Source organism: Streptomyces synnematoformans (assembly GCF_039531005.1).
GTDB lineage: Bacteria > Actinomycetota > Actinomycetes > Streptomycetales > Streptomycetaceae > Streptomyces > Streptomyces synnematoformans.
Window position 1 is genome coordinate 1 of sequence record NZ_BAAAPF010000088.1, and the last position, 22,276, is coordinate 22,276.

Consider the following 22,276-nt stretch of genomic DNA (forward strand, 5'->3'; position numbering starts at 1 on the left):
CGGGGGCGGCGGGCAGCGCGGGCGCGGGGCTCACCGGGCCCTCCGGCTCGCCTGGCGGGCGTCGACGCCGGCGAGGCCGCGGACGGCGACGTACGCCTTCTCCCGGCCCGGCAGCGACACCCGCCCGCGCAGGACGGCCGCGGGGTCGGCGGCGATCCGCTCCAGCAGCCGGTGGTAGATGCCGGCCATCGCCGCGACGCAGGCGCCGCTGCGCCGGTCCAGCATGGGCAGCAGCCGGTAGCCGTCGGCGAACAGCGCGCGGGCGCGGCGCACCTCGAACTGCACCAGGCCGGGAAAGTCCGAGCCGGGCGGCGCGGCGTCGCCGTGGAAGCCCGCGGCGCAGCCGAACTTGGCCAGGTCGACGGCCGGCAGGTAGGTGCGGCCCTCGGCGGCGTCCTCGCGCAGGTCCCGCAGGATGTTCGTCAGCTGCAGGGCGAGCCCCAGCGTGTCGGCGTAGTCAGGGGCGCGCTCGGCGTGCCGTGCGCCGGGCACCGTGCCGAACACACCCAGCGACAGCCGCCCGATGGCGCCCGCCACACAGCGGCAGTAGTCCTTCAGGTCCTCCCAGGTCTCGTACTCCTCGCCGCGCACGTCCGCGAGGACGCCGTCGATCAGCTCGTCGAGCGCGCCGAGCGGGATCGGGAACCGGCGCGCGGCGTGGGCGAGCGCCACGGCGACGGGGTCGGTGTCGTCCTCGGCCACCCGGCCGGCCCGGATCCGGTCCAGCTGCCGCCGGGTGTCCTCCAGCCGGACGCGCTTCTCGCCGGGCGCCAGTTCGCCGTCGCCGATGTCGTCCACGCGGCGCGAGAAGGCGTACAGCGCGGACATCGCCAGCCGCTTGTCGTACGGCAGGAGTCTGATGCCGTACGCGAAGTTCCGGGCCTGCTGGCCGGTGACGGCCTCGCAGTACCGGTACGCGGTGAGCACCGGTGCGGATGCGAAGGCCGCGCGCGACGACGTGGTCACGGTGCGGTCACCCCTCTCGTCGCAGGGTCGACCCCACCTCGCGCAGCAGCCTGCGCCGGGTGGGCTTCGGGGGTCCGGGGAGCACGTCGTGGCCGGCGGCGGCGACGGCGGCGAGGGCCGCGCGGCCCCCGCCCACGAAGCCGGCGAGCAGCAGCCGCAGCCGGCCGCGCACGCTGCCGACGAGGGGGGCGCCCTCGTCGAGGAGCCGGGCGGCGCGGGCGGCCTCGTACCGGATCAGGGCGCGCACCGGCTCGCCGGCGTGCGGGCGGGCGAGGTCGGCCTCGGTGACGCCGAAGCGGCGCATGTCCTCGGCCGGGAGGTAGATCCGGTCCCGGCCCAGGTCCTCGGCCACGTCCTGGATGTGCTCGACGATCTGCAGGGCGGTGCAGATCGCGTCCGAGCGCCGGATGCGCTCGGGGCTCTCGGTGCCGGTCACGGCGAGGACCAGCCGGCCGACCGGGTTGGCGGACAGCTCGCAGTATCCCGCCAGCTCCGCGTAGGTCTCGTAGCGCCGCACCTTCTGGTCCTGCCGGTTGGCCTGGAGCAGGCCGAGGAACGGCTGCGGGGAGAGCCGGTGGCGGCGGACGGTGGGCCGCAGCCGGCGCAGCAGGGGGTGGCCGGGGGCGGCGCCGGTGCCGCTGCCGAAGACACGGTCCAGGTCGGCCTCCAGCGCGTCGAGGAGCGCGAGCGGGTCGTCGGCCTCGTCCGGGCCCAGGCCGAGTGCGGCGGCGTCGGCGCCGCCGGGGGCGAGGTCGCCGTCGCCGATGTCGTCGACGAGCCGGGCGTAGCCGTAGAGCGCCATGAGGTCGGCGCGCCAGGCGCGGGGCAGGAAGAACGGCGCCACGGGGAAGTTCTCGTCGGCGGCCTGGCCGAGTACGGCGCGCGACGGAGCGTCGTCCGCCGCGGTCACCGTCGGCTGCCCTGGGCTGCCGCCCACGGGGCGCAGACGGCGGGCGCACCTTCGAGCTGGGGTTTCGTCTTCGCCATAGCCGTCACGCCTCCCGTTCTACACCGCGGACCCAGATGTGCCCATTCCGGACACGCCGCCGCCGGCGTCGTGACCCGGGCAGGCCCGGGGCGACCCCCAAGCTCCTTTATCGCCCACATGCCGCCAAACAGCACCGGTCCAGCGTACGCCGTACAGGACAAAGTCGCGGCATGCGGTGCCCGCCTCAATCCCCGCGCGTCCGCCGGAGCGCGAAACGCCGCCCTGCGCAAGGGTTTTGCCGTCACCGGGTGAGACCGTCCAGGATCGTGGTGAGCGCGCGGTCCACGATCACGTCGCGCTGCGGGGGCGGCACGTCGTGCAGCGGCCCGTCGAGGATCAGCATGGCGAGCCCGTGCGCCGAGGACCAGGCGGCGAACTCCGCGCCCGTCCGCGCGCCCGGCCGCATCGCCCCGGCGGCGTCGATGGCGTCGATGGCCTCGACGAGCAGGAGGAAGGAGCGGGCGTCCCCCGGGCCCGCCTGCGCCGCCCCGCCCTCGTCGGTCCACTTCTCCCGGTCGGTCCCGACCCGGCAGAAGGCCGTGCGGTACATGCCCGGCTCGGTGACCGCGAAGCGGACGTAGCCGAGGCCGAGCGCCATCAGCCGGGCCTTGGCGGCCTCGGCCGGATCGCCGCCGGCGGGCGGCGCGGTCTCGGCGAGCACGGCCTCCATGGAGTCTGCCAGCCGCCGCTGGCCCTCGTCCTTGACGGCCCGGAGCAGGTCGGCCTGGTTGGCGAAGTGGCGGTACGCGGCCGTCGGCGACACGCCGACGCGGCGGGCGGCCTCGCGCAGCACGACCGCCTCGGGCCCGCCGCCGCGGGCGAGCTCCGAGGCCGCCTCGACGAGCGCGTTCCGCAGGTCCCCGTGATGGTAGCCGGCCTTCGCGCCCCTGACCTCGCTCATAGTCGCATCATGCCTCATGTTGACAGCATTAACATCACCTGCAAGGGTCGATGTTAACGCCATAAACATGGGGAGGGGAGCACCGTGCTGACACGCGTTGCGGAACTCGTACTGCGCAGGACCCGGCTCGTACTCACGCTCGCCGCCGTGGCGGTCGTCGCCATGGCGGCGCTCGGCTTCGGCGCCTTCGGCAAGCTCAGCGCCGGCGGCTTCAGCGATCCGGGGTCACCGTCGGCCAGAGCGCAGGAGGTGATCGACGACAGGTTCGGGGGCGATACGAACCTGGTCCTGCTCGTCTCCGCCGAGTCCGGGGGGATCGGCGGCCAGGCGGCCCGCGAGCGCGGGCTGGAGGTGACCGAGGGGCTGCGGGCGGAGCCCGCCGTCAGCAACGTCATGTCCTACTGGGACCGCGGCGGCGAGGGGCTGACCTCGACGGACGGGAGCCGGGCCCTCGTCCTCGCGCACGTCGCCGGGGGCGACGAGAAGGAGGCCGAGAACGCGCAGGAGCTGACCGACGAGTACGCCGGCACCCGCGACGGCGTCACCGTCCGGGCCGGCGGCGGGGCCGCGGTGAGCAACGACGTGTCCGCCCAGGTCGCCGCCGACCTGGCGCTGGCCGAGTCGATCGCCGTGCCCGTCACCCTCGTGCTGCTCGTCCTCGCCTTCGGCAGCGTCGTCGCGGCGCTGCTGCCGCTGGCGATCGGCCTGGTCGCCATCTTCGGCACCTTCGCCGAGCTGTGGGTGCTGGGCAGCCTCACCGACGTCTCGGTGTTCTCGGTCAACCTCACCATCGCGCTCGGCCTGGGTCTGGGCATCGACTACGGGCTGCTGCTGGTCAGCCGGTTCCGCGAGCAGCTGGCCGCGGGCGATCCGGTGCCGGAGGCGATTCGGCGGACGGTGTCGACCGCGGGCCGTACGATCGCGTTCTCCTCCGCGACGATCGTCGCCGCGCTGGCCGCGCTGCTGGTCTTCCCGCAGTACTTCCTGCGCTCCTTCGCCTACGCCGGCATCGGCGTCGTGGCGATCGCCGCGGTCAGCGCGCTGGTGATCATCCCCGCGCTGCTCGCCGTCCTCGGCCACCGCGTCAACCGCGGCCGGGTGCCGGGCGGGCGGGCCATGCGCCGCGCCGACGCGCCGCTGTGGGGCCGGGTCGCGGGGGCCGTGATGCGCCGGCCCGCGCTCACCGCGCTCCCGGTACTCGGCGTGCTGCTGCTGGCCGCCGCCCCGCTGCTGGGCGTCAGCTACGGCACCCCGGACGAGCGGGTGCTCCCGGAGAGCGCGCAGAGCCGGCAGGTGGCCACCGCGCTGCGGGAGGACTTCGCCGTCGACGACAGCACCGCGATCGACGTCGTCGCCACCGGCGCCGTCAGCGGGCCCGGGCTCGCTCGTTACGCCACCGAGCTGTCCCGGCTGGACGGCGTCGCCCGCGTCGACGCCGGCAACGGCTCGTACACCGACGGCACGGCCGGCCCGGCAGGCCCGGCCGCCGCCGCCCTCGGCCGCCCCGACGCCCAGCGGCTCACGGTCTCCGTCGAGCCGGCGCCCAAGTCGGACGCGGCGCAGGAGCTGGTCGCGGACGTGCGCGCGGTGCCCGCGCCGGACGGCGTGGAGACCCTGGTCGGCGGCACCGACGCGGAGCTGGTCGACGCCAAGGACAGCATCGGCGGCCGGCTGCCGCTGGCCGTCGGGATGGTCCTGGTCACCACGTTCGTCCTGCTGTTCCTCTTCACCGGCAGCGTCGTCCAGCCGCTTCGCGCGGTCGTCCTCAACGCCGTCAGCCTGGCCGCGGCCATGGGCGTGATGGTGTGGATCTTCCAGGACGGCCACCTCAGCGGGCTGCTGGGCTTCACGCCGCAGCCGATGGACACGGCGATGACCGTACTCATGTTCTGCATCGCCTTCGGCCTGTCGATGGACTACGAGGTCTTCCTCACCAGCAGGATCAAGGAGCTGCACGACGCGGGCGCGGACACCGCCACCGCGGTGACGAACGGGCTGGCCCGCACCGGCCGGATCGTGACGATGGCCGCCGGGCTGCTGGCCGTCAGCTTCTTCGCCTTCGGCACCGGCGAGGTCAGCTTCCTGCAGATGTTCGGCCTGGGCAGCGGGCTCGCCATCCTCATCGACGCGGTCGCGGTGCGCGGCGTGCTGGTCCCGGCCGCGATGCGGCTGCTGGGCGAGCGCGCGTGGTACGCGCCGCGCCGGCTGCGCCGGATCCACCGGCGGGTGGGCCTGAGCGAGTCCGGGCCCGGCCCCCGCGGCGGGTCCGGGCGGGAGCCGGAGCGCACCCCCGCGGGGGTGTGACCGCGTCGACGCACGACGAGGGCCCCGCCGTGCGCGGCGGGGCCCTCGTCGTCCGTACGCGCGGCTACCGCTTGGCGAACTCCTGATACGCCTTCAGCACCTCGTCCGTCGGGCCGTCCATCACCAACTCGCCCTTCTCCAGCCACAGCACCCGGTCGCAGGTGTCGCGGATGGACTTGTTGGTGTGGCTGACCAGGAACACCGTGCCGGCCTCCTTGCGCAGCTCGCGCAGCCGGGCCTCGGAGCGCTTGCGGAACCTCAGGTCGCCGGTGGCCAGCGCCTCGTCGATCATCAGCACCTCGTGGTCCTTGGCCGCGGCGATGGAGAACCGCAGCCGGGCGGCCATGCCGGAGGAGTACGTCCGCATGGGCAGGGTGATGAAGTCGCCCTTCTCGTTGATGCCGGAGAAGTCGACGATGCTCTGGTACCGCTCGCGGATCTGCTCGCGGGTCATGCCCATCGCCAGCCCGCCGAGCATCACGTTCCGCTCGCCGGTCAGGTCGTTCATCAGCGCCGCGTTGACGCCGAGCAGCGAGGGCTGGCCGTTGGTGTAGACCTTGCCGCTGTGCGCGGGCAGCACGCCGGCGATGGCCTTCAGCAGCGTCGACTTGCCGGAGCCGTTGGAGCCGATCAGGCCGATGGCCTGGCCGCGGTACGCCGTGAAGCTCACCCCGCGCACGGCGTGCACCTCGCGCACCCGGTTCTTCCGCTCCCGGCGCACGATCCGGTTCAGCGCGGCGGAGCCGCTGCCCTTGCCCCGGGACCCGCCGCCCTGCACCCGGTAGACGATGTGCAGGTCGTCCGCGATGACCGTGGGCACCCGCGCCTCGTCCCCGCCGTCGGGGGCGTCGGCCTCGGTACGGCTCGTCGGATGTTCAGCCACGGCCATAACGCTCCTCAGCCTTCCAGAAGAACACGAAACCGAACACCCCGATCACCGCGGCCCAGCCCAGCGCGAGCAGCCAGACGTTGGGCGGCATGTTGTTCGTGGTGTAGTCGCCCATGAGGACGTACCTCATGAGGTCCATGTACACCGCGGCCGGGTTCATCGCGATGAGGTCCGCGGCCCACTGCGGGGCGTCCGCCCGGTCCACCAGCATGTGGTGCAGCGGGAACATCACCCCGGAGGCGTACATCCAGGTGCGCAGTATGAACGGCATCACCTGCGCCAGGTCCGGCGAGTCGCTGCCGAGCCTGGCGAAGACCATCGCCAGGCCGGCGTTGAAGACGTACTGCAGGGTGAGGATCACCGGCACCAGGAACCATGTCCAGCGCGGGTAGAAGCCGAACCCCAGCAGGAACGCGGCCATCACGATCATCGAGTAGAGCAGCTGCTGCAGCTGCTGCAGCGAGAAGGAGATCGGCAGCGACGCGCGCGGGAAGTGCAGCGCCCGCACCAGCCCCAGGTTCCCCGAGATCGAGCGGACCCCCGACATCACGGACTGCTGCGTGAACGTCCAGACGAACACGCCCGTCACCAGGAACGGGATGTACTCGCCCATCTCCATCCCGCCGCGGCCGCCGAGCAGGATGCCGAAGATGAAGAAGAAGACCGCGGCGTTCAGCAGCGGCGTCAGCACCTGCCACAGCTGGCCCAGCTTCGCCCGGCTGTACTGCGCGGTGAGCTTGGCGCGCGAGAAGGTCAGTATGAAATGGCGGCGCGCCCACAGCTGCCGCACGTACTCGGGCAGTCCGGGGCGCGCACCGCTCACCGAGAGGCCGTACTTGGCGGCCAGCTCGGCCGGGGACAGCCCGTCGTCGGGATGGCGCTTGGGCGGAGCGCCCACTGCCGTATCGCTCACAGTCGGTAACTTTCGTCCTCAGACACTCAACGGTACGAGCTTGTCAGATCACGGGCGGTCGTCCCAGCCGGGTCAGCCGCCACACCGTATGCCACTTCATGGGCCGGCGCGGCCCGCACGGCGCACGCCAGCCCTCCCGGAAGCCTACGAGCCACGATTTCAGCACAGCCGGCGAGGGGCTGCGTACGACGGTGAGCAGGAACCAGACACCGAGATACACCGGGACGAGCGCGGCGGGAAGGTTCCGGCGCGCCAGCCAGACGCGGTTGCGGGCCACGTTGTGGTGGTACGTGGCATGCCGGCTGGGCGGCATCGTCGGGTGGTGCAGCACCATGTCCGCGCGGTAGTCGATGTGCCAGCCGGCGTCGAGCGCCCGCCAGGCGAGGTCGGTCTCCTCGTGAGCGTAGAAGAAGTCGTCCGGCAGCCCTCCGACCTGCTGGAACACCGCGGTGCGCACGGCGTTGGCGCCGCCGAGGAACGTGGTGACGCGCGAGGAGCGCATCGGGTCGGAGGCGCGCAGCCGGGGCACGTGCCGACGCTGCGTGACGCCCGTCTCGGGGTCGGCGATGCGGAAGCTGACGATGCCGAGGCGCGGGTCGGCGGCGAACGCCTCGCGCACCAGCCGGGCGGTGTCCTGGTGTGGCAGAAGACCGTCGTCGTCGAGGAAGAGCAGGACGTCGACGTCGCGGCCGCCGTCGCCGAAGGCGTCGATGCCGACGTTGCGCCCGCCGGGGATGCCCAGGTTCTCGGGCAGCTCCACGACCCGTACGCCCTGCGGGATGTTCGGCACGGTGACGCCCTGGGCGACGACGACCACCTCGACCGGGGGGCCGTCCTGCTTGGCGATCGACTCCAGCAGCGTGCGCAGCTCCCCGGGCCGCTGCCCCATCGTGATCACGACGGCGCCGAGCCGGACGTCCTCGGGCTGGGTGTCCGCCCGCTGCCGGGGCTGGTGTTCATATGTCATTCGGCTCACCGCAACCTGCTGGAGGCCAGAATGCTGACCAGGTGGAGGAGGGTCTGGAGCATCGCTATCGCGGCGAGTACGGCGACACCGAGCCGGGAGAAGTACAGGTCGCCCTTGAGTGCGTCGAGGACCGCCAGCAGGAGGATGAGGAGTGACGCCTCGATCCCCAGGATCAGCCGGTGGAACTTCAGCGCCGACGCCGCCCTGCGCGCCACGGCGACGCCCGACGAACGCGGCTCCGCGGCGGACTCCTTGACCGGCGGCAGCCCCTGCTGGTGGCGGGCGACGCCGACGAGGTCGGTCTCCGCCTTGATCAGCACGGCGCCGAGCGCGGCGAGGGTGCCGAGGAAGGCCCAGAGCCAGTCGGCGGACCCCTCGCCCCACGGGTCGGCGGCGCGCAGGCCGAAGCCGACGAGCACGGCGGCGTCGCAGAGGTACGCGCCGACCCGGTCGAGGTACACGCCGCCGATGGAGAACTGCTGCTTCCAGCGGGCGACCTCCCCGTCGACGCAGTCGAGGAGCAGGTACAGCTGGACCATGAGCACGCCCAGCAGGGCCCCCGGGATCCCGGGGACGAGCAGCGCCGGGGCGGCGAGGACGCCGGCGAGGGTCATGACGTATGTGAGCTGGTTGGGCGTCACCCGGGTGGTCACCAGGTGCCGGTCCACGCGCAGCGAGACCTCGCGCATGTACAGGCGGCCGGCCCAGTGCTCCCCGCTGCGCCGGTCCTTCACCCCCGCGGGGTGGACCACGGGCCGTAGCTCAGCTACCGATGGCTTTGACATAGTCGGCGTAGGCGTCTCTGATCTGGTCGGTGGACAGGTCGAGGTGTTCGAGGATCGTGTACCGGCCGGGCCGGGTCTGCGGCGCGAACTCGACGGCCCGCACGAACTCGTCGTCCGTGAAGCCGATGTCGTCGGCCAGCACGGGCAGTTCGTGCCGGCGCAGCACCTGCGCCATCAGCAGCGCGGTCTCCCGGTCGCCCCGCAGGAACGTGGCGAAGGTCCCGCCGATGCCGCACTGTTCGCCGTGGAGCGCACAGCGCCGCGGGTGGAGCAGGTCGAAGGCGTGGCTGATCTCGTGGCACGCGCCGGAGGCCGGGCGGCTGTCGCCGGCCACCGACATCGCGATGCCGCAGAGCACCAGCGCCTCGGCGAGGATGACGAGGAAGTCGTCGTCGCCGATTCCTCCGGGGTGGCGCAGCACCGAGTCGCCGGCGCTGCGGGCCATCGCGGCGGCCAGCCCGTCGATGCGCTCGCCGGTCTCCCGGTGGGACAGCTCCCAGTCGGCGACGGCGGACACCTTGCACGTCACGTCGCCGATGCCGGCCCGGACGTAGCGGGCCGGGGCCGCGCGGATGACGTCGAGGTCGATGACGATCGCGATGGGGTTGGGCACGCCGTACGAGCCGCGGCCGGCGTCGTTGTCGAGCGTGGAGACCGGCGAGCAGAGGCCGTCGTTGGCGAGGTTGGTGGCCACGGCGACCATCGGCAGCCCGACGCGCGCGGCGGCGTACTTCGCGGAGTCGATGACCTTGCCGCCGCCGAGGCCGACGACGGCGTCGTAGCGGCCGGTGCTCTTGATGGAGTCGGCGAGCCGCACGGCGCCGTCGATGGTGCCGTCGGCGTCGGCGAACCAGTCGGCGCCGGGCAGCGCCGGCGCGAAGCGGTCGCGCAGGGCCTGCCCGGAGCGCGGGCTGATGGCGAAGGCGAGCCGGCCGGAGGGCGCGACCCGCTGGTCGGAGAGCAGGTCCGCGAGGCCGTCCAGCGCTCCGGCCCGGATGTCGACCGTCAGCGGCGACGGGATCAGGCGGGTCAGTACCGGCACGCGATCTCCCTGCCCCTGGCGAGGTCGTCGTGGTTGTCGATCTCGACCCAGGCGACGTCCCCGATGGGCGCGACGTCGATCCGGAAGCCGCGGTCGACCAGCTCCTGGTAGCCGTCCTCGTAGTAGCGGTCGGGGTCGCGCTCGAAGGTGGTCCGCAGCGCGTCGGCCAGCTCGTCCGCGGCCGAGCCCTCGATCAGGGTGACGCCGATGTACTCGCCGGTGGCCGCGGCCGGGTCCATGAGCTTGGTGATCTTCCGGACGCCCTTGCCGGGGTCGGCGACGACCTTCATCTCCTCGTCGGCGAGCTGCTTGACCGTGTCGAGCGCGAGGATGATCTTCTTGTCGCCGCCGCGGGCGGCGAGCAGGGTCTTCTCGACGGAGACGGGGTGGACGGTGTCGCCGTTGGCGAGGATCACGTCGTGCCTGACGGAGTCCCGGCCGCACCACAGGGAGTAGGCGTTGTTCCACTCCTCGGCCTTGTCGTTGTCGATCAGGGTGAGCTTCAGCCCGTACGTGCGCTCCAGGGCCTCCTTGCGCTCGTACACGGCCTCCTTGCGGTAGCCGACGATGATCGCCGCCTCGGTGAGCCCGATCTCGGCGAAGTTGCCGAGGGTGAGGTCGAGGACGGTGGTCTCGCCGTCGACGGGCACCAGGGCCTTCGGCAGTGTGTCGGTGTAGGGGCGCAGACGCCTTCCGGCGCCGGCCGCCAGCACGAGGCCGATCATGCAGGTTCTCCTGTTTCGTCGTGTACAGCGGGGGCTCCGGAGGAGACCCAGAAGCGGATGCTCTCGGTGAGCACCACCAGCGCCACGGCCACGGCGAGGGCGACGAGCGCGATCGTGAAGCCGGTGCCGGTCAGCAGGGCCGCCGCCACCGTGACCGCCAGCGTCCGTCCCTCGTGCCCGCCGATCACGCGCACCACCGGGCGCGGGGGCGCACCCGTGCCGCCGCGGATGCGGTACACGGTGTCGTAGTGATGGTAGGCGACCGCGGCCACCAGACCGAAAGCCGCAGGAAGGGCTCCGTTCACCTCGGAGCGGGCGGCGAGCACGAGGACCGCGGTGTACTCGGCTGCCCGGAAGACCGGCGGCACGAGCCAGTCCAGCGGGCCCGCGAGCGGCCGGGACACCGCGAAACCCGAGGTCAGGACGTAGCCGACGGCGCCGATCAGCGGCCACCAGGTGCCGTACGGGGTGAGGAGCGCCAGCGTCACGAGCAGCGCGCCGCCGCCGGCGGCGACGGCGGGGGCGGCGTACACGGGAAGGGAGCGCGCGGGGGCGCGCAGGGAGCGGGCGGCGGCCTCGGCGAGCGGGCCGGTGTCGGTCAGCTCGTCCAGCGCCTTGAGGGCCTGCTCGCTGCGGGGCACGCGGCGGCGGAGCGAGCGCAGCACGCGGCCCGCGGTGGTGTAGGAGCCCGCGAGCCCCATGCCGACGAGGAGGACGACGAACACGACGCGGGGGCTGGTGACCGCGGTGAGCACCGCGATCAGCGCCCAGCGCTCGCCGATCGGCAGCACGATCATGCGGCGCAGCCACACCGTCCAGCCGAGCCGGTCGAGGCGCTCGGACAGGGCGAAGGCGGGGCTGTTGTTCTCCCCCGCAGCCCCGCGGGGAGGGGCGGTACCCCCTGCCGCGGCCGCGGTGCCGGCGATGGACTCGTTGAAGGCGAAGTCCACGACGTGCCGGCAGGTCTGCAGCACCATGGCGCCCAGCGCGAGGGCCCACACGTCGTCGCCGTCGGCGTTGGCGGCACCGAGGGCGAGGCCCGCGTAGAAGGCGTACTCCTTGGCGCGGTCGAAGGTGGCGTCGAGCCAGGCGCCCAGCGTGGAGTACTGCAGCGAGTAGCGGGCGAGCTGGCCGTCGGTGCAGTCGAGCACGAAGGACAGCAGCAGCAGCACGCCGGCGGCGGCGAACCCGCCGCGCGTGCCGGTGGCCGCGCAGCCGGCGGCGAGCACGGCGGTGGCCAGGGAGGCGGTGGTGACCTGGTTCGGGGTGAGGCCCCGGCGGGCGCACCAGCGGGCGAGGTAGCGCGAGTAGGGGCTGATGAGGAAGGTGGTGAAGAAGCCGTCGCGGCTCTTGACCGCGGCCCGCAGCCGGGCCTTCTCCTCGTCCACGGCGGCGACCGCGTCCGCCGCCTTCGCCCGGGCCAGCGCGTCCTCGGGTACGGCGGCCACCAGCCCGCCCCGCTCCGGCCGGACCAGCGCGCCGTCGTCGCCGGCGAGCTGGGCGGCGCTCTGCTCGGCGACGCCGTCGACGGTGCGGCTGCGCATCACCGCGCGGGAGAGCGCGGTGCGCGCCGCGGGCGTCCGCACCGCGACCACGCCGGGCGCGGCGGCGGCGGGCCAGCGGGGGTCGGCGAGCGTGAGACGCAGGCTGTGCCGGTGGCCGACGAAGCGGCTGTCGACGAGGGCGACCCGGCCGTCCCCGGGCAGCAGCGCGAGGACGGTGGCGGCGTCGGCCACGTCCGCGGCGGTACGCACGTCGTCGTAGCCCAGCGACCTGAGGTCGCTCTCCAGGGGAGATCCGGGGACGGGCGGGCCGATCAGGATTGCGGTCCGCAGACGAACTCACTCCTTGGCAGCGGGACGACAGGCGGGACCGCCCCTCCCCCGTCCGGCCGGGCGGCTGTCGGCAGAGGTTAGCGGATTGCTGGAACCGGAGGTTCACCGCCCGTTCGCCTCGACCGGGTGGCGATCATCATTTCGCAGCCCCCGCCCCTCCTTTGCACCGGGGCGGTAGTGTGTGCCGCCATGACGTGGTTGATCACCGGCGGGGCCGGTTACATCGGCGCGCATGTCGTGCGGGCCATGACGGGTGCCGGGGAGCGGATCGTCGTACTGGACGACGTCTCCACCGGGAACGCGGCCCGGCTCCCCGCCGGCGTGCCGCTGGTGCGCGGCACCTTCCTGGACCGGCTGCTGCTCGACCGCACCTTCGCCGAGTACGACGTCACCGGCGTGCTGCATCTCGCGGCGAAGAAGCAGGTCGGCGAGTCGGTGGCGCAGCCGCTCACGTACTACCGGGAGAACGTGCACGGCCTCGGCGTGCTGCTGGAGGCCGTCGTGTCCGCGGGCGTCCGCCGCTTCGTCCTCTCCTCCTCCGCCGCCGTCTACGGCACGCCGGACGCCGACCTCGTCACCGAGGACACCCCCTGCCGGCCGATCAACCCGTACGGCGAGACCAAGCTGGCCGGCGAGTGGCTGCTGCGGGCCACCGGCCGGGCGCACGGCCTGGCCACGGCCTGCCTGCGCTACTTCAACGTCGCCGGCGCCGCCGCCCCGGAGCTGGCGGACACCGGCGTGTACAACGTGGTCCCGATGTTCTTCGAGCGGCTGTCCGCACACGAGCCCGTGCGGATCTTCGGCGACGACTACCCCACCCCCGACGGCACCTGCATCCGCGACTACGTCCACGTCGTCGACCTCGCCGACGCCCACCTGGCGGCGGCCCGCCGCGTCGCCACCCCGGCCGGGACCGGCGACCTGACGGTGAACCTCGGCAGCGGCACCGGCGTGTCCGTGCGCGAGCTGGCCGAGGTCGTCGCCGACGTCACGGGGCGGCGCGAGCACGCCCCGGTGGTCCGCCCGCGCCGGCCCGGCGACCCGGCCCGCGTGGTCGCGTCGTACGACCTGGCGGCCAAGGAACTGGGCTGGCTCCCCCGGCTGGACGTGCGCGCCATGGTCGAGTCCGCCTGGGCGGGCTGGCTGCACACCCACGGTGAGCGGCGCGGCTGACCAGCCGAGACGGCCGCAGGAGCGTTTCCGCAGGTCAGACGATGAAAACCGACTTCATGTCAGGGTTTGGCGAATACCCCCTGCCCGTAGTTCACTGAGGTCACCGGGCAGGCGCGTGCGTCCCGTCCGGGACCGTCGACGGGAACCGGAGGGCATGCGGCATGGGTGCAGGGCACGACCACTCCCACGGCACGGCCTCCGCGGCGCACCGCGGCCGGCTGCGCGTGGCCCTGGGCCTCACCCTGTCGGTGCTGGGTCTGCAGGTGGTCGGCGGGGTGCTCACCGGCTCGCTGGCCCTCGTCGCGGACGCCGGGCACATGGCGAGCGACGTGGTCGGGCTGTCCATGGCGCTACTGGCGATCCACTTCGCGAACCGGCCGACGAGCGAGCGCCGCACGTTCGGCTTCGCGCGCGCCGAGATCCTGGCGGCGCTGGCCAACTGCCTGCTGCTCTTCGGCGTCGGCGGCTACATCCTCTACCAGGCGGTGCGCCGCTTCATGGACCCGCCGGCGATCGAGGGCGGGCTGACCTTCGCGTTCGGCGTCGCGGGCCTGGTGGTCAACCTCGTCTCGCTGGCGCTGCTGATGGGCGGCCGGCAGGAGAGCCTGAACGTGCGCGGCGCCTTCCTGGAGGTGCTGGCCGACGCGCTGGGTTCGGTCGCGGTCATCGTCTCGGCGCTGGTGATCGTCACCACCGGGTGGCACTACGCGGACCCGGTCGCCTCGCTCGCCATCGGCGCGATGATCATCCCGCGGACGTTCCGGCTGCTGCGCGAGGCGCTCGACGTGCTGCTGGAGGCGGCGCCGAAGGACGTGGACGTCGCCGAGGTGCGGTCGCACATCCTCGCGCTGCCGGGCGTGGTGGAGCTGCACGACCTGCACGTGTGGACGATCACCTCGGGGATGCCGGTGATATCGGCGCACGTCGTGGTCAGGGGCGACGTGCTGGAGACCGTGGGTCAGGAGAAGTTGCTGCACGATCTGCAGGGGTGCCTCGGCGATCACTTCGACGTCGACCATTGCACATTCCAGATCGAGCCGGTCGGACACGCCGAGCATGAGGCAAATCTCTGTCATTGAGCCGTCGCCGGTGAGGCAGACTGAGAGGGGCTTCCCGCCGTGTCCGCCCGCCGCGGAGACCGGGGCGCCCCCCGCACCGGACGCCGTAGATCGGACGCAAAGGATGGTCATGCCGGCCGCTACCACCGAAGAGATCATGCTGGAGCTCGTCGACGAGAACGGCACCACGATCGGCACCGCGGAGAAGCTGTCCGCGCACCAGGCGCCCGGCCGGCTGCACCGGGCGTTCTCCGTCTTCCTCTTCGACACCGCCGGCCGGATGCTGCTGCAGCAGCGGGCGCTCGACAAGTACCACTCCCCCGGCGTCTGGTCCAACTCCTGCTGCGGCCACCCCTACCCCGGCGAGTCGCCGCTCGCCGCCGCGGCCCGCCGCACCTTCGAGGAGCTGGGCGTCTCCCCCGCGCTGATCGCCGAGGCCGGGACCGTGACGTACCACCACCCGGACCCGGCCTCGGGGCTGGTGGAGCACGAGTACAACCACCTCTTCGCCGGGCTGCTGCGGGCCGAGCCGCGGCCGGACGCCGACGAGGTGGGGGCGGTCGCGTTCGTCACGGCGGACGAGCTGATGAAGCGGCACGCCGAGGACCCGTTCTCGGCGTGGTTCATGACGGTGCTGGACGCCGCCAGGCCGGCCATCCGGGAGCTGACGGGGCCGGCGTCCGGCTGGTGACCCCGGCGAGCGGGAGGGACGCCCAGATCACCTTCCCGCCGTCTACGGTGTGCTGCACGTCGCAGGTGCCGCCCGCCTCGTTCGTGATCGTCTTGACCAGCAGCAGTCCCCGGCCGCCCGTCTCGTCGTCGTCGGCCTGCAGGGCCTTCGGGCGGTACGGGTGCTGGTCCTCGACGGCGACGCGGACCCAGCCGGCGCTCACCGACAGCTCGACGCCGATCTTCGGGGAGAGCACGCCGGCATGCCGGACCGCGTTGGTGACCAGCTCGGAGACGATCAGCAGCACGCCCTGCAGCAGGTCGTCCCCGATGGGCACGCGCTGCCCGACGAGGAGGTCGCGTACGGCGTGCCGGGACTGGGGCACCGAGGAGTCGAGCGCCGGGGCGTCGAACCTCCAGGTCCCCTCGTAGGCCGCCGGGACCACCTGGCCGGGCTCGGGCCTCAGGTTTCCGCCGTCGTTCACCGCCGGCACCTGCTTTCACCACCACTCACACTCCGAGTGTTGGCATTCACCACCGGCTCAACCCCCCTTCGAGCACAACTTGACTGGCTTTCGTCGTCTTCCGACCGGCTGCGCAATCGCCGACCAGTGTTGAGACCGAAAAAACCGGTTGCCGATGCCGTCCGTACCGTCGTACCTTTACAGTGGCCCTGCAGTCGACGATTGGAGAAGGTGTTGCTCGTCTGAGGTCTCCATGGCACCGTGCCCGCGGCTCGTCCCGCGTGCGGCACGTGCGACCTCACGGCCAGAGCCACCTTCCTCTCCTGCAGGGCGCCCAGCCCCACTCCCGTACCACCCGGCTCTCCCAGGTCGCCGTCCGGTGCCGACGCCGCCCCGTCGCGCCCTCACGACCTCACCGGGAGAAGCCATGTCATTCCCCTCCACCCCGCACGCCGCCACCTCCGTCGTCTGCGCCGGCCTGGCCTTCGCCTGGCCCGACGGCACGGCCGTCTTCGACGGCTTCGACCTCGTGGTCGGCCCCGGCCGCACCGGGCTGATCGGCCGCAACGGCACCGGCAAGTCCACGCTGCTGCGGCTGATGGCCGGGGAGCTGGCCCCCTCCGCCGGGGCGGTCAGAGCCGGCGGCACCGTCGGCTACCTGCCGCAGAACCTGGTCCTCGACACCGCCGCGCGGGTCGATGCCGTGCTGGGCATCGCGGGCGTGCGGCGCGCGCTGCACGCCATCGAGGCGGGCGACGTCGCCGAGGAGCACTTCACCGCCGTCGGCGACGACTGGGACGTCGAGGAGCGCGCCCGCGCCACCCTCGACCAGCTCGGCCTCGCACACATCGGCCTCGACCGCACCATCGGCGAGGTCTCCGGCGGCGAGTCGGTGCTGCTGCGGCTGGCCGCGCTGCTGATGGAACGGCCGGACGTGCTGCTGCTGGATGAGCCGACGAACAACCTGGACCTCAGGGCCCGCCGCCGGCTGTACGCGGCCGTCGAGTCCTGGCCGGGCGTGATGGTGCTCGTCAGCCACGACCGCGAACTGCTCGACCGCGTCGACCAGGTCGCCGACCTGCGGGACGGCGAGGTCACCTGGTACGGCGGCAACTTCACGGCGTACGAGGAGGCGCTGGCCGCCGAGCAGGAGGCCGCCGAGCGGACGGTGCGCTCGGCGGAGGCGGACCTCAAGCGGCAGCAGCGCGAACTGGCCGAGGCGCACGAGAAGCTGAGCAAGCGCAAGCGGTACGCCGACAAGCAGTTCGCGAACAAGCGCGAGCCGAAGATCGTCATGAACGCGCGCAAGCGGGAGGCCCAGGTCTCCGCCGGCAAGCACCGCATCATGCACGAGGAGCGGCTCAGGGGCGCCAGGGAGCGGCTCGACGAGGCGGAGGCGGCGGTGCGGGACGACGACGAGATCCGCGTCGACCTGTCGTACACCGCCGTGCCCGCCGGCCGGGACGTGCTCCTGCTGCGCGACCTGGAGCTGCGCTACGGCGCCCGGGTGCCGGCGCTGCAGGTGCGCGGCCCGGAGCGGATCGCGCTGACCGGGCGCAACGGCGCGGGCAAGTCGACGCTGCTGCGGACGATCGCGGGGGAGCTCGCGCCGGTCGCCGGGGAGGCGGCGGTGCACGTGCCGCTGCGCTGCCTGCCGCAGCGGCTCGACGTGCTGGACGACGCGCTGAGCATCGTCGAGAACGTCGCCCTGCTGGCCCCCGCCGCGTCCAACCAGCGGATCCGCTCCCGGCTGGCGCGGTTCCTGTTCCGGCAGGGTCGGGCGGACCAGATCGTGGGCACGCTCTCGGGCGGCGAGCGGTTCCGCGCCACCCTGGCGGCGCTGATGCTGGCGGAGCCGGCGCCGCAGCTGCTGATGCTGGACGAGCCGACGAACAACCTCGACATCGCCAGCGTGCGGCAACTGGTCAGGGCGCTGGAGTCGTACGAGGGGGCGCTCGTGGTCGCCAGCCACGACGTGCCGTTCCTGCGCGACATCGGGATCACGCGCTGGCTGGCGCTGGACGGGGAGTTGCGCGACATCGAACCGCTGTAGCCGCCGCCAGGGCGGCGCGCCGGACCGGCGGGGGGCGCCCCGCCCCGGTCCGGCGGGCGCCCGCCCGGCGTGAGAAGCTCCGGGGCATGAGCGAAGGCGAGCTGCGGTGCGGCACCGACGGCGGCGTGGCGACCGTGGTCATCAGCAATCCCGCCAAGCGCAACGCGATGACGCCGCGGATGTGGCGTGCGCTGCCCGGGCTGCTGGCGGAGCTGGCGGCCGACCGGGCGGTGCGCGCGGTGGTGCTCACCGGGGCGGGCGGCACGTTCTGCGCGGGAGCCGACATCACCTCGCTGCGGGCCGGCAGCGAGGGCACGCAGGGGCTGGCCGAAGCCGCGGAGGAGGCGCTCGCCGCCTTCCCCAAGCCGACGCTGGCGGCGGTACGGGGCCACTGCGTGGGCGGCGGCTGCCAGCTGGCGGCGGCCTGCGACCTCCGGTTCGCCGCCGAGGACGCGCTGTTCGGGGTCACCCCCGCGAAGCTGGGCATCGTCTACCCGGCCGGCGCGACCCGCCGGCTGGTGCGGCTGCTGGGCCCGGCGACGGCGAAGTACCTGCTGTTCTCGGCCGAGTTGATCGACGCCGCGCGGGCGCTGCGCACCGGGCTGGTCGACGAGGTGCTGCCCGCGGCGGGGCTGGACGCGCGGGTGGCGGAGTTCACCGGGGTGCTCGCGGCGCGCTCGCAGCTGACGCAGGCGGCGGCGAAGGAGTTCGCGGACACCGCCGGCGTGCCCGGGGAGCGGGACGGGGACGGGGGCCCGCCGTCCGGCGCCGGGGCGGACGCGGCGCGTATCGCGCACTGGGCCCGGCAGGCGCGCGCGGCCGGTGACGCCGCGGAGGGCGTCGCCGCCTTCCTGGAGCGCCGCGAGCCGCGCTTCACCTGGACCGTCTGACGGCCGCCGCCGCGGCCCGTGGCGCGGCCGGGGCCGTACGGCGTCGAGGGCGCCTGCGCGTGCGACCCGGCGGACCGACCGGCCACCGCCCGGCTCCGGCGCACACCGCCGGCCCCTTCTCTTGCTAAGCGTCCGCTCAGTAGCCTGGCCCCATGACGTCACTCCCGCCGCGCGCCGGCCGCCGCTGCCACCAGGTCCTCAACCCGCTGCACTCGGCGATCTACTTCTCTCCCGAGTTCGGCAAGGAGTTCGCCGGCATCGGCATCGACGGCTGGCACGCCGCCTACTTCACCGCGCGGTCCGCCGCCATGGGCCCCGTCGGGCCCGGCGTGGTCACGGCCACGTTCTACAACTACAGCCACCGGCTGGCCGCCGCGCACCTGCCCGCCGCCTGCTCGGCCGCGGACCCGGCCACCGCGCTGTCGGGCCGGCTGCGCGTCGCCGCCGCCGTGGGCCGGCGCCTGCTCGGCGAGGAGACCCTCGCCTCGCCGGAGCTGGCCGAGGCCGCGGAGCTGGCGCAGCGGGCGGCCCCGGGCGGGGAGCGCGCCGGGCGGGCCCGCTACGCCGCCGAGGCCGGGCAGCCGGTGCCGGACGCCCCGCACCTGGCGCTCTGGCACGCCGCCACCCAGCTGCGCGAGCACCGCGGCGACAGCCACAACGCGGTACTGGCCCACGCCGCGCTCGACGGCCTGGAGGCCCAGGTCTCCCACACCGCCTCCGGTTTCGGCTTCACCCCGGAGTTCGCGCGGTCCTCCCGCGGCTGGGACGCCGGGGAGTGGGCGGCGGCGCAGGACCGGCTGCGGGCCCGCGGGCTGCTGGCCGCGGACGGCGAACTGACGGAGGCGGGCACGGCGCTGCGCAAGGAGCTGGAGGACGAGACGGACCGGGTGGACCTCGCCCCGTACGAGCACCTGGGCGCCGAGGGCGTGGCCCGGCTGACCGAGCTGGCCACCGGCTACACCACCACCGCGCTGGCGGCGGGCGCGCTGCCGAAGGACATCTTCGGCAAGGGGTGAGGCACGCGGCGCGGCGCGGTGTGGCTGCGGGGCGGACGTTTGGGCAACGCCCCGGCGGCTACCCGCGGTTCTCCACCCGACCAGCGAGGAGGACGGCCATGCGAGCCATCGCCGACGTCCTGCGCATGATCGGCGGCACCCTCGCCGCGATCGTGACGCTCCCCTTCCGACTGCTCGCCCGGCTCTTCAGCGGCGCCTCCCGGGGCGCCCGGAGGTCCCGCCGCCGCACCGTCTGACCGCCGCCGCGGGCCGTTCCGACCCGCCGGGCGACCGGCGCCGTCCCGTCCGGGCGCCCGGCTGTCAGCCGGACCTGCCACAATGCACTCCGCCACAGATGACAGAAAGCGGGGCGGACGTGACGGCGTCGGTATCGATTGAGGCCAGGATCGCCGAGGAGTTCGGCGTACGCGAGCGGCAGATCACGGCGGCGGTGCAGCTGCTCGACGGCGGGGCCACCGTGCCGTTCATCGCCCGCTACCGCAAAGAGGCGACGGAGATGCTCGACGACGCCCAGCTGCGGACCGCCGAGGAGCGGCTGCGGTATCTGCGGGAGCTGGAGGAACGGCGGGCGGCCGTCCTGGAGTCCGTGCGCGGGCAGGGCAAGCTGACCGAGGAGCTGGAGGCGCGGATCCGCGCCGCCGAGTCCAAGGCCCGCCTGGAGGACGTGTACCTGCCGTACAAGCCGAAGCGGCGTACGAAGGCGCAGATCGCCCGCGAGGCCGGGCTCGAACCGCTGGCGGAGGGGCTGCTCGCCGACCCGTCGGTGGCGCCGCTCGCCGCGGCCACCGCGTTCGTGGACACGGACAGGGGCGTGCCGGACCAGGCCGCCGCCCTGGAGGGCGCGCGGGCCATCCTCACCGAGCGGTTCGGCGAGGACGCCGACCTGATCGGCGAGCTGCGCGAGCGGATGTGGACGCACGGCCGGGCGGCCGCCAGGGTGCGCGAGGGCAAGGAGGAGGCGGGCGCGAAGTTCTCGGACTACTTCGACTTCGCCGAGCCGCTGACCGACCTGCCGTCCCACCGCATCCTCGCCCTCTTCCGCGGCGAGAAGGAGGAGATCCTCGACCTGACGCTGGAGCCGGACGCGCCCGGCGAGGCGGCGCCGGAGGGCCCCTCGGCGTACGAGCGCGCCATCGCGGCCCGGTTCGGCGTGGAGAACAGGGGCCGGCCCGCCGACGCCTGGCTCGCCGAGACGGTGCGCTGGGCCTGGCGCACCCGCATCCTGGTCCATCTCGGCATCGACCTGCGGCTGCGGCTGCGCACGACCGCCGAGGACCAGGCGGTGGACGTCTTCGCCGCCAACCTGCGGGACCTGCTGCTGGCCGCGCCCGCGGGCACGCGCGCCACGCTGGGCCTCGACCCCGGGCTGCGCACGGGCGTGAAGGTGGCCGTCGTCGACGCCACCGGCAAGGTCGCCGCGACCACGACCGTCTACCCGCACGCACCGCAGCGGAAGTGGAACGAGGCGCTGGCCGTCCTCGCCGAGCTGGCCCGGGTGCACGCGGTGGAGCTGATCGCGGTCGGCAACGGCACGGGGTCGCGCGAGACCGACAGGCTCGCCGCCGAACTGATCGCCGCCCAGCCCGCGCTGAAGCTGACGAAGGTGATGGTCTCGGAGGCCGGCGCCTCGGTGTACTCGGCGTCCGCCTTCGCCTCGCAGGAGCTGCCGGAGCTGGACGTGTCGCTGCGCGGCGCGGTGTCCATCGCCCGGCGGCTGCAGGACCCGCTGGCCGAGCTGGTGAAGATCGACCCGAAGTCGATCGGCGTCGGCCAGTACCAGCACGACCTGTCGGAGGCGAAGCTGTCACGCTCCCTGGACGCGGTCGTGGAGGACTGCGTCAACGGCGTCGGGGTCGACCTCAACACCGCCTCCGCGCCGCTGCTCGCACGCGTCTCCGGCATCGGCGCGGGGCTCGCCGAGAACATCGTGGCGCACCGCGACTCCCACGGCCCGTTCCGCAGCCGTGCGGCGCTCAAGGACGTGCCGCGGCTGGGGCCGAAGGCCTTCGAGCAGTGCGCGGGCTTCCTGCGCATCCGCGGCGGCGACGACCCGCTGGACGCCTCCGGCGTGCACCCCGAGGCGTACCCGGTGGTGCGGCGGATGGTGAAGGCGGGCGGCGCCGAGGTCGCGGCGCTGATCGGCGACACGAAGACGCTGCGGTCGCTGAAGCCGCAGGACTTCACCGACGAGCGGTTCGGGCTGCCGACGGTGACGGACATCCTCAAGGAGCTGGAGAAGCCGGGGCGCGACCCGCGGCCGGCGTTCCGGACGGCGGCGTTCAGGGAAGGCGTGGAGAAGATCGGCGACCTGCAGCAGGGGATGGTGCTGGAGGGCGTGGTGACGAACGTGGCCGCGTTCGGGGCGTTCGTGGACGTGGGCGTGCACCAGGACGGGCTCGTGCACGTGTCGGCGATGTCGAGGACGTTCGTGAAGGACCCGCGCGAGGTGGCCAAGCCCGGCGACATCGTCAAGGTGAAGGTGCTGGACGTGGACGTGCCGCGCAAGCGGATCTCGCTGACGCTGCGGCTGGACGACGAGCCGGGCCGGCCCGCGGCCGGCGGCGGGGGCGAACGCCAGCGCCAGCGCGACCGCCAGGGCCCGCCGCGGCAGCAGCGCGGCGGCCAGGGCGGCGGCCAG

The 22,276-nt window shown here is 73.7% G+C and carries 20 protein-coding genes; 9 read left to right on the forward strand and 11 right to left on the reverse strand.

The window, feature by feature from the left end; all coding sequences use genetic code 11:
- Positions 1 to 30: 30 nt before the first annotated feature.
- From hpnD to ABD317_RS15575, 3 genes are all read right to left on the reverse strand, one after another.
- Complete coding sequence (gene hpnD / locus ABD317_RS15565) at positions 31 to 966, reverse strand: presqualene diphosphate synthase HpnD (protein WP_344290575.1); 936 nt, start codon at positions 964 to 966, stop codon at positions 31 to 33.
- Positions 967 to 973: 7 nt separating this feature from the next.
- Positions 974 to 1,876, reverse strand: a complete 903-nt coding sequence (hpnC, locus tag ABD317_RS15570; RefSeq protein WP_344290586.1) for a squalene synthase HpnC — start codon at positions 1,874 to 1,876, stop codon at positions 974 to 976.
- Between the two features lie 319 nt (positions 1,877 to 2,195).
- Positions 2,196 to 2,855 carry a WHG domain-containing protein gene (locus tag ABD317_RS15575; protein ID WP_027751876.1) on the reverse strand — a complete coding sequence of 220 codons (660 nt, stop codon included), beginning with the start codon at positions 2,853 to 2,855 and terminating at the stop codon, positions 2,196 to 2,198.
- An 84-nt stretch (positions 2,856 to 2,939) separates the two neighbouring features.
- Between ABD317_RS15575 and ABD317_RS15580 the strand changes: the two genes are divergently transcribed.
- Positions 2,940 to 5,159, forward strand: a complete 2,220-nt coding sequence (locus ABD317_RS15580; protein WP_344290576.1) for an MMPL family transporter — start codon at positions 2,940 to 2,942, stop codon at positions 5,157 to 5,159.
- A 64-nt stretch (positions 5,160 to 5,223) separates the two neighbouring features.
- Here the strand turns inward: ABD317_RS15580 and ABD317_RS15585 are convergent, their stop codons facing one another.
- The 7 genes from ABD317_RS15585 to ABD317_RS15615 are packed head-to-tail and all read right to left on the reverse strand — an operon-like array spanning position 5,224 to position 12,315.
- On the reverse strand, positions 5,224 to 6,048 hold the full coding sequence (locus ABD317_RS15585) for an ATP-binding cassette domain-containing protein (protein WP_027751878.1): 825 nt from the start codon (positions 6,046 to 6,048) through the stop codon (positions 5,224 to 5,226).
- A complete protein-coding gene (locus tag ABD317_RS15590) occupies positions 6,035 to 6,946 on the reverse strand; it encodes an ABC transporter permease (RefSeq protein WP_027751879.1) in 912 nt (303 codons plus the stop codon). Before ABD317_RS15590 ends, ABD317_RS15585 begins: the two co-directional genes overlap by 14 nt.
- A 58-nt stretch (positions 6,947 to 7,004) precedes the next feature.
- Positions 7,005 to 7,928, reverse strand: a complete 924-nt coding sequence (locus tag ABD317_RS15595; RefSeq protein ID WP_344290577.1) for a glycosyltransferase family 2 protein — start codon at positions 7,926 to 7,928, stop codon at positions 7,005 to 7,007.
- A gap of 5 nt (positions 7,929 to 7,933) precedes the next feature.
- Positions 7,934 to 8,713, reverse strand: a complete 780-nt coding sequence (locus ABD317_RS15600; RefSeq protein WP_051437878.1) for a CDP-alcohol phosphatidyltransferase family protein — start codon at positions 8,711 to 8,713, stop codon at positions 7,934 to 7,936.
- Positions 8,691 to 9,755 (reverse strand): iron-containing alcohol dehydrogenase, encoded by a 1,065-nt coding sequence (locus tag ABD317_RS15605; protein ID WP_027751882.1) that lies wholly within the window; start codon positions 9,753 to 9,755, stop codon positions 8,691 to 8,693. Before ABD317_RS15605 ends, ABD317_RS15600 begins: the two co-directional genes overlap by 23 nt.
- Positions 9,743 to 10,480 carry a phosphocholine cytidylyltransferase family protein gene (locus tag ABD317_RS15610; RefSeq protein WP_344290578.1) on the reverse strand — a complete coding sequence of 246 codons (738 nt, stop codon included), beginning with the start codon at positions 10,478 to 10,480 and terminating at the stop codon, positions 9,743 to 9,745. Before ABD317_RS15610 ends, ABD317_RS15605 begins: the two co-directional genes overlap by 13 nt.
- The gene (locus ABD317_RS15615) at positions 10,477 to 12,315 is read right to left on the reverse strand and encodes a DUF5941 domain-containing protein (protein WP_344290587.1); all 1,839 of its coding nucleotides are present in this window, start codon (positions 12,313 to 12,315) and stop codon (positions 10,477 to 10,479) included. The genes ABD317_RS15610 and ABD317_RS15615 overlap by 4 nt, the downstream gene beginning before the upstream one ends.
- 189 nt (positions 12,316 to 12,504) lie before the next feature.
- On the opposite strand from ABD317_RS15615, the gene galE reads away from it, so the two are divergent.
- From galE to idi, 3 genes are all read left to right on the forward strand, one after another.
- Positions 12,505 to 13,488: a UDP-glucose 4-epimerase GalE gene (gene galE / locus ABD317_RS15620; RefSeq protein WP_344290579.1), complete on the forward strand. Its 984-nt coding sequence runs from the start codon at positions 12,505 to 12,507 to the stop codon at positions 13,486 to 13,488.
- A gap of 161 nt (positions 13,489 to 13,649) precedes the next feature.
- The gene (locus tag ABD317_RS15625; protein ID WP_027751886.1) at positions 13,650 to 14,567 is read left to right on the forward strand and encodes a cation diffusion facilitator family transporter; all 918 of its coding nucleotides are present in this window, start codon (positions 13,650 to 13,652) and stop codon (positions 14,565 to 14,567) included.
- Between the two features lie 109 nt (positions 14,568 to 14,676).
- Complete coding sequence (idi, locus tag ABD317_RS15630) at positions 14,677 to 15,237, forward strand: isopentenyl-diphosphate Delta-isomerase (RefSeq protein WP_344290580.1); 561 nt, start codon at positions 14,677 to 14,679, stop codon at positions 15,235 to 15,237.
- Here the strand turns inward: idi and ABD317_RS15635 are convergent.
- Positions 15,170 to 15,700, reverse strand: a complete 531-nt coding sequence (locus tag ABD317_RS15635) for an ATP-binding protein (protein ID WP_344290581.1) — start codon at positions 15,698 to 15,700, stop codon at positions 15,170 to 15,172. The two genes, idi and ABD317_RS15635, sit on opposite strands and share 68 nt — an antisense overlap.
- Before the next feature lie 406 nt (positions 15,701 to 16,106).
- On the opposite strand from ABD317_RS15635, the gene ABD317_RS15640 reads away from it, so the two are divergent.
- From ABD317_RS15640 to ABD317_RS15660, 5 genes are all read left to right on the forward strand, one after another.
- Complete coding sequence (locus ABD317_RS15640) at positions 16,107 to 17,732, forward strand: ABC-F family ATP-binding cassette domain-containing protein (protein ID WP_344290582.1); 1,626 nt, start codon at positions 16,107 to 16,109, stop codon at positions 17,730 to 17,732.
- 86 nt (positions 17,733 to 17,818) lie between these two features.
- Entirely contained in the window at positions 17,819 to 18,622 is an 804-nt protein-coding gene (locus tag ABD317_RS15645; RefSeq protein WP_344290583.1) for an enoyl-CoA hydratase/isomerase family protein, read from the forward strand.
- Between the two features lie 152 nt (positions 18,623 to 18,774).
- Complete coding sequence (locus ABD317_RS15650) at positions 18,775 to 19,638, forward strand: SCO6745 family protein (RefSeq protein ID WP_344290584.1); 864 nt, start codon at positions 18,775 to 18,777, stop codon at positions 19,636 to 19,638.
- Positions 19,639 to 19,736: 98 nt separating this feature from the next.
- The gene (locus tag ABD317_RS15655) at positions 19,737 to 19,874 is read left to right on the forward strand and encodes an LPFR motif small protein (protein ID WP_158691697.1); all 138 of its coding nucleotides are present in this window, start codon (positions 19,737 to 19,739) and stop codon (positions 19,872 to 19,874) included.
- A 98-nt stretch (positions 19,875 to 19,972) separates the two neighbouring features.
- The coding region (locus ABD317_RS15660) for a Tex family protein (RefSeq protein WP_344290585.1) at positions 19,973 to 22,276 on the forward strand (2,304 nt) is incomplete at its 3' end.

Coding starts and splice junctions, on each gene's coding strand:
- galE (WP_344290579.1), top strand. CDS start 12,505: ATGACGTGGTTGATCACCGGCGGGGCCGGTTACATCGGCGCGCATGTC.
- ABD317_RS15640 (WP_344290582.1), top strand. CDS start 16,107: ATGTCATTCCCCTCCACCCCGCACGCCGCCACCTCCGTCGTCTGCGCC.
- ABD317_RS15595 (WP_344290577.1), bottom strand. CDS start 7,928: ATGACATATGAACACCAGCCCCGGCAGCGGGCGGACACCCAGCCCGAG.
- idi (WP_344290580.1), top strand. CDS start 14,677: ATGCCGGCCGCTACCACCGAAGAGATCATGCTGGAGCTCGTCGACGAG.
- ABD317_RS15585 (WP_027751878.1), bottom strand. CDS start 6,048: ATGGCCGTGGCTGAACATCCGACGAGCCGTACCGAGGCCGACGCCCCC.
- ABD317_RS15650 (WP_344290584.1), top strand. CDS start 18,775: ATGACGTCACTCCCGCCGCGCGCCGGCCGCCGCTGCCACCAGGTCCTC.
- ABD317_RS15645 (WP_344290583.1), top strand. CDS start 17,819: ATGAGCGAAGGCGAGCTGCGGTGCGGCACCGACGGCGGCGTGGCGACC.
- ABD317_RS15575 (WP_027751876.1), bottom strand. CDS start 2,855: ATGAGCGAGGTCAGGGGCGCGAAGGCCGGCTACCATCACGGGGACCTG.
- ABD317_RS15625 (WP_027751886.1), top strand. CDS start 13,650: ATGGGTGCAGGGCACGACCACTCCCACGGCACGGCCTCCGCGGCGCAC.
- ABD317_RS15600 (WP_051437878.1), bottom strand. CDS start 8,713: ATGTCAAAGCCATCGGTAGCTGAGCTACGGCCCGTGGTCCACCCCGCG.
- ABD317_RS15610 (WP_344290578.1), bottom strand. CDS start 10,480: ATGATCGGCCTCGTGCTGGCGGCCGGCGCCGGAAGGCGTCTGCGCCCC.
- ABD317_RS15655 (WP_158691697.1), top strand. CDS start 19,737: ATGCGAGCCATCGCCGACGTCCTGCGCATGATCGGCGGCACCCTCGCC.